At 34.7% G+C, this 14,207-nt stretch carries 12 protein-coding genes; 3 read left to right on the top strand and 9 right to left on the bottom strand.

Annotated elements, in window-relative coordinates:
* Positions 1-694 precede the first annotated feature (694 nt).
* Entirely contained in the window at positions 695-2,122 is a 1,428-nt protein-coding gene (locus DOK81_RS03155) for an amino acid permease (RefSeq protein WP_206907950.1), read from the top strand.
* A gap of 64 nt (positions 2,123-2,186) precedes the next feature.
* Here DOK81_RS03155 and DOK81_RS03150 read toward each other — a convergent pair whose 3' ends face one another.
* Entirely contained in the window at positions 2,187-2,480 is a 294-nt protein-coding gene (locus tag DOK81_RS03150; RefSeq protein ID WP_206907948.1) for an rRNA processing protein, read from the bottom strand.
* 105 nt (positions 2,481-2,585) lie between these two features.
* Positions 2,586-3,617 carry a Gfo/Idh/MocA family oxidoreductase gene (locus DOK81_RS03145; RefSeq protein WP_206907947.1) on the bottom strand — a complete coding sequence of 344 codons (1,032 nt, stop codon included), beginning with the start codon at positions 3,615-3,617 and terminating at the stop codon, positions 2,586-2,588.
* Between the two features lie 201 nt (positions 3,618-3,818).
* Between DOK81_RS03145 and DOK81_RS03140 the strand changes: the two genes are divergently transcribed.
* On the top strand, positions 3,819-4,691 hold the full coding sequence (locus DOK81_RS03140) for a MurR/RpiR family transcriptional regulator (RefSeq protein ID WP_206907945.1): 873 nt from the start codon (positions 3,819-3,821) through the stop codon (positions 4,689-4,691).
* 44 nt (positions 4,692-4,735) lie between these two features.
* Here the strand turns inward: DOK81_RS03140 and DOK81_RS03135 are convergent, their stop codons facing one another.
* The gene (locus tag DOK81_RS03135) at positions 4,736-5,680 is read right to left on the bottom strand and encodes an L-lactate dehydrogenase (RefSeq protein ID WP_206907943.1); all 945 of its coding nucleotides are present in this window, start codon (positions 5,678-5,680) and stop codon (positions 4,736-4,738) included.
* Positions 5,681-5,839: 159 nt separating this feature from the next.
* On the bottom strand, positions 5,840-6,886 hold the full coding sequence (locus DOK81_RS03130) for a family 20 glycosylhydrolase (protein ID WP_206907941.1): 1,047 nt from the start codon (positions 6,884-6,886) through the stop codon (positions 5,840-5,842).
* Between the two features lie 200 nt (positions 6,887-7,086).
* Here DOK81_RS03130 and DOK81_RS03125 point away from each other — a divergent pair, with 200 nt between their 5' ends.
* Positions 7,087-8,136, top strand: coding sequence for an AI-2E family transporter (locus tag DOK81_RS03125; RefSeq protein ID WP_206907939.1), 1,050 nt, complete (start codon positions 7,087-7,089; stop codon positions 8,134-8,136).
* A gap of 393 nt (positions 8,137-8,529) precedes the next feature.
* Here DOK81_RS03125 and DOK81_RS03120 read toward each other — a convergent pair whose 3' ends face one another.
* The 5 genes from DOK81_RS03120 to DOK81_RS03100 form a co-directional block, all read right to left on the bottom strand.
* Complete coding sequence (locus tag DOK81_RS03120) at positions 8,530-9,498, bottom strand: Gfo/Idh/MocA family oxidoreductase (RefSeq protein ID WP_206907938.1); 969 nt, start codon at positions 9,496-9,498, stop codon at positions 8,530-8,532.
* A 213-nt stretch (positions 9,499-9,711) separates the two neighbouring features.
* Positions 9,712-10,509, bottom strand: coding sequence for a MurR/RpiR family transcriptional regulator (locus DOK81_RS03115; RefSeq protein WP_206907936.1), 798 nt, complete (start codon positions 10,507-10,509; stop codon positions 9,712-9,714).
* A gap of 7 nt (positions 10,510-10,516) precedes the next feature.
* Positions 10,517-11,617, bottom strand: coding sequence for an agmatine deiminase (gene aguA, locus DOK81_RS03110; RefSeq protein WP_206907934.1), 1,101 nt, complete (start codon positions 11,615-11,617; stop codon positions 10,517-10,519).
* 116 nt (positions 11,618-11,733) lie between these two features.
* Positions 11,734-12,831, bottom strand: a complete 1,098-nt coding sequence (aguA, locus tag DOK81_RS03105) for an agmatine deiminase (RefSeq protein ID WP_206907933.1) — start codon at positions 12,829-12,831, stop codon at positions 11,734-11,736.
* The gene (locus DOK81_RS03100; protein WP_206908251.1) at positions 12,818-14,203 is read right to left on the bottom strand and encodes an APC family permease; all 1,386 of its coding nucleotides are present in this window, start codon (positions 14,201-14,203) and stop codon (positions 12,818-12,820) included. Before DOK81_RS03100 ends, aguA (DOK81_RS03105) begins: the two co-directional genes overlap by 14 nt.
* Between the last annotated feature and the right edge of the window lie 4 nt (positions 14,204-14,207).

The raw sequence follows: 14,207 nt of genomic DNA, 5'->3' as shown, positions 1-14,207 counted from the left end.
GCTATATAAATAAATTCACTATTATACAAAGCGTTTTAATCTATTTATGAGCTACTTGTGAACTATGTAGAGCGAATACGGATGAATAATTGTTACAAAAAAATAATTTTTGCTGTATTTTGCGTATAAAAAGATAAAAAACATCAATCGATACGAATAATGACTTAATTGGTAAGGAAGAGAGGTACAATAGAGAGAACTTATTTTTAAATTTATTTTAGTTTACATAATATATATTATACAAAGTAGATTGTGAGAATATGAGCCACTCTCTTAATCAAATATTTGCTGTTTTGGTATCAATTTTAGCAATTCATTACAGATGCAACATTTAAAAATTATTTTGCATGAATTTTTATATTATTTCTGATATTTACACAACTACTAAAAATAATTTTGTATTGTAATCTTGTTTCTATAAAAGAATTACTTTTTATTTTATAGGGTTAATCTTGTTATGTATATTGTTACTTTACTCAATGCTGAAAAAACTTTTGGTTTCATCTAAATTTTTGATAAATATTTTTGAGATTATTCTTACCAATAGTTACTAGAGTTTGTTAGTTTTAAACTAATTGATTGTTTTTTTAGTTCTCTTTGTGTTCTTTCGCTATATTTTAAGTGAAACACCGATTGTCTTTCATATTATTTTCAGAAAAATAAGATTATAATACTTGCTGGAGGTTATGTTTGTATGGAAGAAAAGAAAAATTTTATTTCGTGGCCCGTGTTAGCATTGATGTCTTTTGTTACGGTTATTGGATTTGATGACATTATTTATAATTTTGCTAATCAAGGCATGGGTGTTATTACTTCATGGGTTATTTTGTTAGCACTATACGTTGTTCCCTATTCATTGATGGTTGGTCAGTTAGGGTCTGTCTTTAATCATGAAGGTGGCGGTTTGAGTTCATGGGTTCGTGGTACAAGTGGTGATAAGTTGGGCTATTTTACAGCATGGACTTACTGGGCTGCTTCAATCCCCTACGTTGTTGATACGGCAAACGCAGTGGTAGTTGGTTTTGGTTGGTTGATCAACGGAGATGATTCAATGGAAGACAAGATGTCTAATTCGTTATTTGCTTTATTGACATTCGTCATTTTTTTGACATTTATCTTCTTGCAAAGACATTTTAAGAAATCTTTAGAAGTTCTAAGTACAATTGGTGGTGGTGCTATGTTCGTGATGACGATTCTATTCGTTATTATGACTTTCACTTCCCTTTTTATGCCAAATGGACATATTGAAACACAACCAATGAATATTAAAACAATTTTACCAAAATTCGATTTACATTATTTAACAACAATCGGGTTACTGATTTATGCAATTAATGGAGCAGAATTAGTTGCACCTTTTGTTACTCGAATGCGTAAACCGAAGAAAGAATTTCCTAAAGCAATGATTATGTTAACTGTTATGACCATTTTCTTGACCGTTTTCGGTTCCTTTTCGTTGGGTGTATTCTTTGATGCGCACCACCTACCTAATAATCTGAAGATGAATGGTTCTTATTATGCTTTTCAACGTTTGGGTGAATTTTTCCACTTGGGAAATAGTCTGATGTATATTTTTGCGGTGACACAAATCATTTATATGTGTGCTCTTCTTGCTGTTTTGCTTGATGCTATGACAAGGATGCTTATCTCAGATACAGGAAAAGAATTCATGCCTAAAAAATTAACGAAATTAAATGAAGACGGGCTACCAATTAATGGCTATATTTTGACGACTTCATTAAGTGCCTTTATTCTACTACTAGGTGTTTTCTTACCGGAAATGAATGATATTTTTAATTGGTTGTTAAATTTGAACGGAATCATCTCTCCAGGTGTGACTTGTTGGATTTTCTTTGCCTTTATCAAAATCCGTTTAAATAGTCAAAAATACCAATCAGATTACGTGTTTATCAAAAATGATCGATTTGCTGTTACTGTTGGTGTCTGGTGTTTTGCTGTCACCATGATTGCCACTCTTTTTGGTGTTTTACCACAGGATGCCGCTTTTGGTTCATCACTTTTTTGGCATGAATTAATCATCAACATTGTTGGGATTGTTGTTTTGATTGGTTTAGGGTTCGTTATGCCCTATTTAGCAAAACGCGAGAGAAATCAAATTTAATTATTAGCGTAAGAAACGAAGAAAAAAGACAAGGCGCTCGATTTTAGTCCTTGTCTTTTTTCGTTTATTTAGAATGATTATCTTTGGATGTCAATTCTTCAAATTTTTCTTTTACGTCGGCTATGACCTCTTCAACTGCTTCTTCGAGTTTGTTTGGTTTCTCTTTTGTGTCATCTTCAACAGCATTTGATCCGGATAACGCAACGTTTTTTTCTTCTCCAGAGTTAGTGCCAGATAATGCTTCTTGTTTATTTTCTGTTTCGCCAGAATTAGTACCAGCTAAAGCTACTTCATCATCTGTTTTTGGTGCCATTGAACCTCTTAGTCGTTTTCCTTTTTCGCCATCATAATTAGTCATAGATTTGTCCCTCCAGAAAGTTCTCATGTTTTCTTATTTATCTTACCTAAGAATAAAAGGACTGTCAAAAAGGATTACTTTCATTTTGATTTTGGGATAAAGCTGTTATACTTTCTCTTCGTTTTCTTGGATAGAACGGATACCTTCTTCTAAAATCTGCATTTGTAAAATAGTTTCTTCATCTTTAACGATTTTTTCTTCACCGTTGATTAATGTCTCGTAAATACCTGCATATACACGGCTATAATCGCCTATCTCTGAAATAACCTTTTCTTCATGATAAACATTATTGTCATCCATGTAGGTTAAAACACCATAATGTTCCGGCAAATCTATCCCAAAATCAGCGTTGTCTGGCATATAGAACATTTTCAAATGTTCTTCTTGACGATCCTTCGTTTGTTTGACAAACATTCCTTTTTTCCCATAGACAGTAAAGCTGGGACGTTCTTTGATTCTGAAATAACTTGATTTTACTGAGATTTTCATTGATCCGTAGAAAAAATCCAGATCAAAATAATCATTCATCCGACCTTTTCCTAACAGTTGGCGAACATCATAATGAATATCATCGGGTTCACCAAAGTAAGAAAGAACCTGATCGACCGTGTGGCAAGCATGCCCATAAAGATAGCTGTTTGCTGTAGAAAAAGTAGTAGCGTTTTCGGGGATTTCTGGTCGGAAATAGTCATAATGCATTTCAATTTCTAAAATATCTCCTAACTTGCCACTTTCAATTACCTTTTGTACAGTCAAAAAATCTGAATCAAAACGTCTATTCTGATAGCACTGAATAAATAGACCTTTTTCTTTAGCCAAAGAAAAGAGCTCTTTTGCCTCTTTTGAAGTTTCTGCAAAAGGTTTTTCAACTAAAACATTTTTTCCATGCTCTAATGCGAGTTTTCCATATTCATAATGAAATTGACTAGGCGTAGTGATAACGACTAACTGAATCTCAGAATCGTTCCATAATTCATCTAGCTCTGCAGTGTATTCGATATCATCAAAAGTTTCCCAAACGGGTTCACTTGGCGAGTAGATTTTTTTGATTCTGATTTTGTCTGATAGTTTTCTAGAAAAAGGTAAATGATAACGATTTGTACTCTTCCCATTTCCTAGATAAGCAATTGTTAACATAAATAATCCTCCTATATAGTTGATACGCCAAGTATACTGAAAACTGTGTTTAAAGTCTCAGTACACACGCATTTTGGTAAAAATGTCCTAATTTCAGCTAAAAATTAACCTTTTTTTGAAAAAAAGTACCAATTTATGATAATCAGTAGCCAACATTGCCGTTTGTTAGTAAGATGATAGAGACGTTAGGAGGTTGGAAGCATGTTGATTGAAGATAAATTAACCAAACAAGAGACATTTACTACTACAGAAAAACGGATTGCAGATTATATCCGATTAAATTTTGAAGAGGCTGTCTATTTAACAATTGAGGAATTGGCAAAAGCTACATATACATCTCACTCAGCGATCATTCGTTTATGTAAAAAAATGGGTTACACTGGATTTAAAGAATTTCGATTTGAATTAGGACGTGAAGTCCATCAATTAGTTGCTCAGTTCAATCATGTGATTGATCCAAATTTTCCATTTTCACATGAAGATAATGCGCAATTGATTGCGAAGAAAATGGCAGATCTTACTGTTCAAACGATAAAAAAAGCACAATTGCAAATCGAGGGACAAGAATTGGATGGGATAGCTACAATGCTTAATCAAGCAAATAGAATTTTTTTATTTGCAAAAGGTGACTCACAGATTACTGCAAGGAAATTTCAAAATAAGTTAGTCAAGCTCAATAAATTTTTGATCCTTGCTGAGGAGTACAGTGATTCTTCATGGAATGCTGCTAACCTGATGAAAAACGATTGTGCAATCTTTATCAGCTATAGCGGTCGAATTCATCATTACGTACGGATTCTCACTTACTTGAATCATGTTGGCACCCCTTCTTTACTTATTACAGGAAACGAACATTCTGAAATGGCTAAAAAAGCCTCAATGAGTTTAGTCGTTTCTCAAGATGAATATGATTTTGCAAAGGTTGCTACTTTTTCCTCGCAGATTGCATTTGATTATGTATTGAATACCCTATATTCAGTTATGTACGCACAGGACTTTCAAAAAAATGTAATGAATCTTAAAGATAAACAAGAGCTTCTACAAAAAGGGCTCTTGAAAGAATACCATAATTAAAAAAAGGAAGAGCGATTGCTCTTCCTTCATGCCGTTTTTTACAATTATTCCACAGTACTTAATACTTCTTTTAATTCGGATACAGACTGATTAAACAATCGTTGTTCTTCGTCAGTGATAGCCAACTCAACAATTTCACGAACTCCATTTTCATCTACGATAGCTGGTACTCCAGTAAAAATATTTTTTTGTCCATATTGTCCTGCCAAATAAGCCGAAATTGGTAATACTGCTTGTTCATTATTCAAAATTGCTTTTACAATTCGTGTAGTGCTCATCCCGATTCCATAGTAGGTCGCTTTTTTGCGATCAATGATTTCATAAGCAGCATTCTTAACTTTTTCGGCAATAATCGTTAGATCATCTTTAGTTAATCTGTGATCCACTTCAACGATTTCAAGAATGGGTTTCCCGCCTACCGTTGTATGTGACCAAGCAGCAACTTCTGAATCCCCATGTTCTCCCATGACATAACCATGAACACTTCTTGGATCAATCTCCAATTTTAATGCAATTTCTTTTCTAAAACGTGTTGTATCTAATGTTGTTCCAGTACCAACCACGCGGTTATGTGGTAATCCTGAGGCTTGCCAAGCAATATAAGTCAAAATGTCAACAGGATTTGAAGCAATTACAAGAACACCATCAAATCCAGACTCCATAATTTGTCTCACAATGTCACGCATGATACTTGCATTTGTTTGAACTAAATCTAAACGAGATTGCCCTGGTTTTTGGTTGATTCCCGCAGTGATTACTACTAGATTAGCATCTGCACATTCTGTATAGTCACCAGATTTAACTGCAATATTTTCTTCTCCCCATGCCATACCATCAAGTAAATCAAGCGCTTCTCCTTCAGCTTTTTCTTGGTTAACATCAATCAACACTAATTCGTTGGTGATACCTTGATTGATCATGGCATAGGCTATACTTGTTCCAACAAATCCAGTACCTACAATCACAACTTTTCTACTTGTTTTCATCATATATAATCGTCCCTTTTCATATTTTATTTTCTTTTCATGAAAATTATATGATGATATTTTACATTTGTTAAGATGATATTTTTTATAGTTTCTATAAAAAAAAGTTATAAATGGAATTGCAGAATCTGTTTGTCCTGTGTTATTTTGATGGCAAATAAATTACCTCAAAGAGTAATTCTCAAGAACGGCTTGTTGAGCCTTCAAAGGTTCTTTGATTTTCTCCATAACCTCTTCTTCCGTCAGAGCATTTGGATAGTCACACCAGATGGCAAAATAAGTTCCAGTCACTTTAGTTAGTTGTTCTCGTGTAATGTGTTGGTTGCCAGAAAAAATCATTGGATTCCACTCGTTTTTTATTTTATCTTCAGTAGGATAACGGTAGCCAGCCCCTTCTCCTAACACAAAATAAAAATAATTATCATTGAAATTCAATACTTGATGACCTTCATTGAAAAAAGTTTGGACATCTGCCATTTGCTCACTGTAATTTGTCCAATAAGTGATTTGGATCGTTTTTTTCAGTGTGCTCTTCATTCTTTGGTTCTTTTTGTAAACACCATCATTCCAAATACGGGCAGTTTTGCCAGCTGACTCAATCAAGTCAGCTAGATCGTTGATATAATCAATAAATAAGTCATAAGCTCTGCTGGCATCTTGATAAATTTCTTCTGCTTTTCTTGTTAATTGAGGATAACGGGCCAATTCATCAAAACTAATATACTCGTCTGCTCCTAAGTGGAAATAACGAGAATCAGGAAATAGTTCTAAATATTCTGTGATAATTTCTTTGACTTTGTTGATTGCTTGTTGGTTTGTAATATCTATGGCTCGATTTGCAGGAAATACATCTGAATCTTCCCCTAAACGTTCTATCTGCCATTCTGGATAGATGCTAAGTAAACGTTTCAAGTGTCCGGGGCTATCGAACTCCGGAATAATTTCAATCCCAATTTTTTTAGCATAAGCAATTAATTCTTTGATTTCTACTTTTGTCAAAAAGTGAGTTGAAGTTAGTTCTGGCACAGTTTCACATTCAATTCGAAATCCTTCGTTGTCCGAAAAATGAAGCTGTAATGCATTCATTTTGAGCGATGACATGTAATTAAGTAAGTTTTTCAAAAAGCTTGATGAATAAAATTTGCGTCCAATATCAATTGATACTCCTCTTTCTGGAGAAATTGATAAGGAATCTGTTAATTTTGCCATTTTATTTGCACCTCTGATTCATATATTTATATCTCTTTAGTAGTATGACACAACTCTTAAATATGTAAACCCTTTCTTTTTTGGATGTTACTAAGGAATTGATAAGAAAGTACCTAATCTTACTTTTAACAGTTTTCTTTTTAAGTTTGTTCATTCTATAATGAATTTGTTACGAGTATTTTTTTTAGGAGGTTGTGTGATTGTCTTTTTACCAACGGTTTTTGGCAAACGAAAAAATTCGTAGGTTGACTGTTTTACTTTCAGTTATCTTACTACTTTTTTTATCCAGAGCAATGATTACGACGGTTTTGCTCACATTTATCTTTACTTATTTAATGATTCACCTTGTTCAGATTATCCAACGTTTTATTAAGATTCCTACTGCTGCATTAACAGTAGTCATTTATTCAATAGTAGTTTATCTGATTTATCTGGCACTAACGAAGTATATTCCTGTTTTGATCCATCAGACTTTTGATATGGTTGGTTCAGTCATTCACTTCTATGAGCAGCAGCCAAAAGACGATAATCCACTATTAACGTATGTTCAGAATTATATTGAACGCAATGATTTTTTTGAACAATTACAAAATGGTGCATCAATTGCTATTGGCTATCTGCAAGACGTTGGGAAACTGGCTGTAGCATTTGCAATGTCCTTTATTTTGAGTTTCTTTTTTATGATTGAAAAGAAAAAAACGGTTCTTTTTTCTCGACTCTTTTTAAAAAGTGAATTTGCTTGGTTTTTTCAAGACATTTATTATTTCGCAGATAAATTTGTTAATACGTTTGGTTTAGTTTTAGAGGCGCAATTTGTGATTGCTATCTTAAATACTGTCATTACGACTATTGCTTTAGCTGCATTTGGATTCACTCAATTACCAAGCTTAGCAATCATGATTTTTATTTTGAGTTTGATTCCGGTAGCAGGTGTGATCATCTCTTGTATTCCATTATCGTTTATTGCCTATTCACAAGGGGGAATCAAAGATGTGGTTTATATTTTGGTCACGATCTTGATTGTCCACTTGATTGAGTCTTATGTGTTGAATCCTAAATTGATGTCTAGTAAAACAGAGTTACCGATTTTTTATACCTTCATCGTATTATTAGTAAGTGAACGCCTGTTTGGAGTCTGGGGATTAATTGTCGGTATTCCGATATTTACTTTCTTCTTAGATATTCTAAAAGTAAAAGAAATTCCACTGCATCTAAAAAAAGAACAGCGTGAAGTAATCAAAAAAGAGTAAAAAAAAACCATCCAAGTTTGGATGGTTTTTTTTTCTCTTTTTTATGTCTACCATAAATAAATGACTACCTGTAGAAACAAGAATGTCCCCTAAAAGTAGATCATCTTCTTTATTGTAAAGCGTTTGTTTCTTAACATCGCTGCCAACAAAAATGGAAAATTCTGTTTTATCTAAGTTAATTGAATCTGTTACTTCTCCTGGAATAATGAACTTGATCAGGTGCATTTGCTTTTAAAATATCCAGCCAGACAGAAAGCTTCTCCTTATAGTTCCCTTTGATTCTTTCAGTATTAGGATTAAGAGCCACGACTAAAAGTTTAGCATTCGGAAATTTTCTTTTTGATATGGATAGTTTTTATTTGCAGTGAAAAAATTTAATTAGATGATCAAATTTTAGGATTGCGTTGATGTTTTTGCCTGATCAATGATCCACATCACAGATTCACTATGCTTTAATCTTTTTTGCATGGAAACAAAATCTTTGTTTTGAATTAGTTGCTCAAACGTAACAAATTCTTGATACATTCTGTGCGGGTGACTATTCTCAGAGATCGTTTCTAAAAGTTGGTTATTTTGATAGATACCGAAAGAAGTTAGAACATTTGTAGGGCTGTCAACTATGATCGACCTAGTTTCACCTTGAATAACTGAGCGGACAGGTGCATCAGAATTCTTAGCTGCAATACAAACTGCTTGATATTCCTTATATTGCAAGACTAAAATTCCAGAAGTATCAATTTGGTTTTCCATATGAGGGAAGTAATGGACTCCCAGTGGCTTTCCTAATAGTCCCACAACAAAATGGATATTGTAAATATTAAGATCCATCAATGCTCCCCCTCCTTTTTGAGCATCAAAAACTGGAGCAATCTCTCCGTTTTTAAAAGCATCATATCGTGAAGAATATTGAGAATAATTGCATTCAATTAGCTTGATATCTCCTAATGAAGATAGTTTCTTCTTGATTTCCAAGTAATTTTCCAAGTATTGGTTTGTAATTGCTTCAAGCAGCATTTTTTGTTTGCTTTCTGCCAACTGTTTTAGTTCTAAAAATTGTTGGTAATCAGTAGTAAATGGTTTTTCACAAATGACGTGCTTGCCAGCTAATAGTGCTTTTTTTGTAAAAGAGAAATGTAAATGATTAGGAACCGCAATATAAACGGCATCGATCGTATCCTCTCGTAAACATTGTTCGTAATCGGTAAAATAGTTCTTGATTCCATATATTTTTTTAAGTTCTCCTAATGTCTCTTTACTTCTTGTTGTTCCGACGATTGCTTCTAATTCGATTTGTGGTAAGTCTTTTGTAATTGTTAAAAAGTCTTGTACAATTTTTCCTGAACCAATTATTGCTAACTTCATATTGTTCACCCTTTTGTTTAAAATTCCCTTTCCTTGAACTGTTGTGACTCCATTCAACCATGAAAATGATTCTTTGGTAAGCGAACGACTGAAAATTGGTAGTTTGTACCAAGAAAAGGTCTTTTTATCAAAAAAAACTGAAACTTTTTGCCAAAAAAGAAACTACCTATAGACACAAAGAACACATTGTTCTAAGCTCTAAAGGTAGTTGATTCAACGAAACACCAGATGATAGTCCTGTGGGTCGCAGCCTTCGATATATTGATAAAGCAACAGTTCCATCAAGGCAATCATTGAGATATGAGAAGTAAGATTTAGTTGATTCAGGTACAGTTCGTCCGTGAATAAGTAGAGATTGATATCACTTGTATTTTGCATCAGGTTATTATCGGCACCAGTGATCGATACGATAAAAGGATGTGACTGTTCTTTTAATTTTCTAATCAGAGTAATCAACTCGTTGTCCTCACCACGATAACTAAAAACAAAGACCAGGTCTTTTGATTCAGCTTGCTGCAAAGCAATTGTTCTTGTTTGCTGATCCTCTGGAAAGATGACAAAAAATCCCGCTGTAGTATAGAGATATTTGATATAACCCATAATTTCTTTACTCATTCCCTTAGCAAACAAAAAAATCTTTGGTTTTTCCTGCATAGTCAAAACAATTTTTTTAATCTTGTCACTATCCATTACACGAACGGATTCAATTAAATTTTTCAAGTATTCTTCCCGATAATCTTTTTGAGAAACTACAAATGGAGTTTGTTGAGGAACGTCATTTTTGGTTAATAAGGTATATTTGATAACTGTTGAAAATTCACTATAACCACTAAAGCCTATTTTTCTAACAAAACGTAAAAAAGTTGTGGTTGAAACAAAACATTCTTCAGAAACTTCTCTAATGCTTTTATTTTTAATTACATTTAAGTTTGAAATAACATAATCAAACAAAACTCGTTCATTTTTCGTAAGTTCTGCTAGATGGGAATTAACAATTTCATAGAAATCCATAATCATCCTACTTTCTATGTTTTGGTAGTGCCTGAGCAATGCAATGGATATTTCCGCCACCTAAAAGGATCTCTCGTGCAGGAACGCCAATGACTTCATATCCAGGATACAAGTCCTGCAGTATTCTATGAGCTTTTTGATCGTTATTGTCGTTAAATATAGGATAGATTATGCCTTGATTTGCCGTGTAATAACTAACGTAGCTAGCTGTTAAACGATCTCCGGGAAAGCGTGGAAGCATACCATTTACTGGATCAACTCCTAGACTTTCCTCTTCAGTAATGTACAGTGCTTGCGGTAAAGGCATTTTATGGATTTTTAATGTCCGTCCTTTGGCATCTGTTGCTTTCGATAAGTACATAAAAGCTTCTCTTACAATCTCATACATTGGGTCTTCTGGATCGTCACACCAATTAAGAACAATCTCGCCGGGACGAACGACATTCAATAAGTTATCGATATCGCCATTTGTTTCGTCTAAAAAGAAGCCATGTGGAAGCCAGATGATTTTTTGAGCTCCACAATATTCCAAAAGAATTTCCTCGATTTGTGTTTTCGTAAATTGTGGATTTCTTCCTTCAGATAATAGACATTCTTCAGTAGTAAAAATTGTTCCTTCTCCGTCACTATGAATGGAGCAACCTTCTAGTACAAAATTTGCGAGGGAATAATAATCTAATCGTTGCCAATTACATATTTTTTCTGCCAATAAATCATCTTGATCCCATGGAAAAAACAAACCATCTAACAGCCCGCCCCACGCATTGAATCGAAAGTCTACACCACGAAGATTTTTTAAAGTATCCATGACATAGACTGGTCCTGTATCTTTGATCCATGCATCATCGGAACTCATTTCTAAGACACGGATATTTTCATTAAGTAAGTGGCGAGCATTTTTGTATTGTCTCTTTGACACAAGCATTGTTACTGGTTCGAATTTTGCAATAGTTTGTGCAACTTCTGCATAAGTAAGCTGAGCGGGCTTTGCACCATTCCGCCAATTATCAGTTCTTTCTGGCCAGATCATAAAGCATTCCTCATGAGGAACTGTTTCTGCCGGCAAATGAAAGCCATCTTGTTTAGGGGTACTGTGTTCTATTTTCATTTGGACAACTCCTCTTCTTCTGTTAGTATAGCAAAAAACGAGGATTCGAAACAAAAATGTTCGCGAACCCTCAAATCTTTGATTGAAAACCATTTAATTAATTATCCGTTTTTTAGTCAGTGGCTACTAGGTATTTGTTGAGTGATGCAGTGAATATTACCACCGCCTAGAAGAATTTCTCTTGCGGGAACTCCACTGATTGTACGATCTGGATATAACTTTTCTAAAAGTTTTTCTGCTTCATGATCCATCGAGTCACCAAACAATGGAAAGACGATTCCACCATTAGCTGTATAATAATTAACATAACTAGCAGCTAAACGGTCACCCTCTTCTCTCGGCAAAGTGCCTGCTACCGCATCAACACCTAAGCTTTCTTCTTTAGTAATCGTAATAGGTTTTGGTACATACATTTTATGAACGATCAACTTCCGCCCTTTTGCATCTGTTTCATTTTCTAAAATATTCAAGCATTCTTGAGAAATTTCGTACTGTGAATCAGTGGTATCATCTGTCCAAGCAAGAACCACTTCACCTGGTTTAACAAAATTAGCAATATTGTCGACGTGACCATTTGTTTCGTCTAGATAGATTCCACGTTTCAACCAAATAATTTTTTCAACAGCTAATTGCTCTTTTAAAACATGTTCAATTTGTTCCTTAGACAATTGAGGATTGCGCCCGTTTGAAAGTAGACACTCTTCTGTTGTTAATAAGGTACCCTCCCCATCGACGTGAATTGACCCACCTTCCAAGACGAAGCTATCTAGCCGATAACGATCTTTACGTTCAATTTCACAAATTTTTTGAGCAACTTGATCATCTTTATCCCATGGGAAATAAAGACCATCTTCTAATCCGCCCCATGCGTTGAATGACCAATCAACGCCACGGACTTCGCCGCTACTATTTTTGACGAATGTTGGGCCGCAGTCGCGCACCCAAGCATCATCACTAGCAATTTCAACTACCCTAATTTCTTCTGGTAGTAAATGACGTGCATTATTATATTGGTCAGGATTTGCTCCGACGGTTACAGGTTCGAAGGCAGCAATTGCTTTGGCTACTTCAACAAATGTTTGTTGCGCTGGCTTTCCACCATTGCGCCAATTATCAGAACGTTGGGGCCATAAAATATAAACGCCTTCATGGTTTTCAAATTCGCCAGGCATCCAAAACCCATCTTGTTTCGGGGTACTATCAATTGTTTTCATGAGAATGAACTCCTTTTTCTAACGTTTTTCCTGCGTGTTTTATCATTATTTCACCAATCAATGCTACAAGAATTGTACCTATTAATACCGGAATTTTTCCGGAAAACTCTTCGGGACTATTATCAAGTGGTACGACTGAGAAAATTAAAGTTAAGACTAGTAAAGTGAATGGAACATAGGTCATGATTCGAAGAAACCATGTTGGACCAGGCACCTTGAATGGTCGTGGTGTATCGGGATCTATTTTGCGTAGTTTTAAAAATGACGGGAACATCATGATATATGACAGTAATAATGCAACAACATTTAATGAAAAGAATGCCCAAAAAATGTTTTCGTTGGGAATCATTGGTGCTACGACAACAAGCAAGGTTGCAATGATTCCGTTAAGTAAAGAAGCACCGACAGGCATTTCATTTTTAGGATTTACACGTGCAAAAATTGCTGGCATATCTTTGTTCTTTGCTGCATATAGAGCAACATAATTTACTCCTAAAGACCACGAAATCAAATTAGCAGCTAAAGTATACATAAATAATAACCCAATAATCACTACAAATGGATTCAAACCACCGACTAATAAGATAAAGCTATCGATTAATCCGCCTGACGCAGACAATTCTTCGGCAGGAACCGCTGCTCCCATACCAAAAGCTGCGAATAGATAAAAGAATGCAATAAGTATTCCGCCGTAAATAATTGATTGTGGGATCTGCTTTTTCGGATTATCCATGTCGCTTGCCATAGTGGTTACTACTTCAAATCCTAAAAAGTTAAATAGAATGACAGAAAGAAAACTTAGACTCTTAATATCCATTTTTGGAAGTAAGGCTGCTCCTGAAAAATCATTTGCTACACCTTTCGTTACTGCATGATAAATCCCTAGAACGCCTAGACAAATCATAATGGCAACTTTCGCAAAAGCAGCAAAATTTAAGATCCATTTACTGTCACTTACTGGATAACAACTAATAAAAGTAACAATCCAAATGAAGAGCAATTGGATGCCAATAGCTATGAACAAATTAAGCTGGATTTGAAAAATTTGTGAGAAGACTTCTTGAAAAAGAACAGCTAGACTTGCCATCCAAATAGGAAAATTGATCCAATAAAGCCATGCAACTCTTCCACCCCATCGGCGACCGAAAGCTTTTTTTACCCAATCGTAAATTCCACCATCACCTTCATAAGTGGTACCTAACTCTGCGGAAATTAATCCATAAGGTAAAAAGAATAGAATTAGTAGTAGCCCCCACCAAAAAAATTGTGAGGAGCCAATTGCTGCGGCGGGGGCAGCAGACTCTACTACCAAGATAACCACAACTGCCATGAGTACAGCGTCAAATAATCGGAACTTCTTTTTTTCCATTATCCTT

The sequence above is a fragment of the Enterococcus sp. DIV0660C genome (genome assembly GCF_017316125.1).
In the GTDB taxonomy this organism is placed as follows: Bacteria; Bacillota; Bacilli; order Lactobacillales; family Enterococcaceae; genus Enterococcus_B.
This window is presented reverse-complemented; position numbering and strand designations above follow the sequence as displayed.

Coding starts and splice junctions, on each gene's coding strand:
- DOK81_RS03155 (WP_206907950.1), top strand. CDS start 695: ATGGAAGAAAAGAAAAATTTTATTTCGTGGCCCGTGTTAGCATTGATG.
- DOK81_RS03150 (WP_206907948.1), bottom strand. CDS start 2,480: ATGACTAATTATGATGGCGAAAAAGGAAAACGACTAAGAGGTTCAATG.
- DOK81_RS03145 (WP_206907947.1), bottom strand. CDS start 3,617: ATGTTAACAATTGCTTATCTAGGAAATGGGAAGAGTACAAATCGTTAT.
- DOK81_RS03140 (WP_206907945.1), top strand. CDS start 3,819: ATGTTGATTGAAGATAAATTAACCAAACAAGAGACATTTACTACTACA.
- DOK81_RS03135 (WP_206907943.1), bottom strand. CDS start 5,680: ATGATGAAAACAAGTAGAAAAGTTGTGATTGTAGGTACTGGATTTGTT.
- DOK81_RS03130 (WP_206907941.1), bottom strand. CDS start 6,886: ATGGCAAAATTAACAGATTCCTTATCAATTTCTCCAGAAAGAGGAGTA.
- DOK81_RS03120 (WP_206907938.1), bottom strand. CDS start 9,498: ATGAAGTTAGCAATAATTGGTTCAGGAAAAATTGTACAAGACTTTTTA.
- DOK81_RS03115 (WP_206907936.1), bottom strand. CDS start 10,509: ATGGATTTCTATGAAATTGTTAATTCCCATCTAGCAGAACTTACGAAA.
- aguA (WP_206907934.1), bottom strand. CDS start 11,617: ATGAAAATAGAACACAGTACCCCTAAACAAGATGGCTTTCATTTGCCG.
- aguA (WP_206907933.1), bottom strand. CDS start 12,831: ATGAAAACAATTGATAGTACCCCGAAACAAGATGGGTTTTGGATGCCT.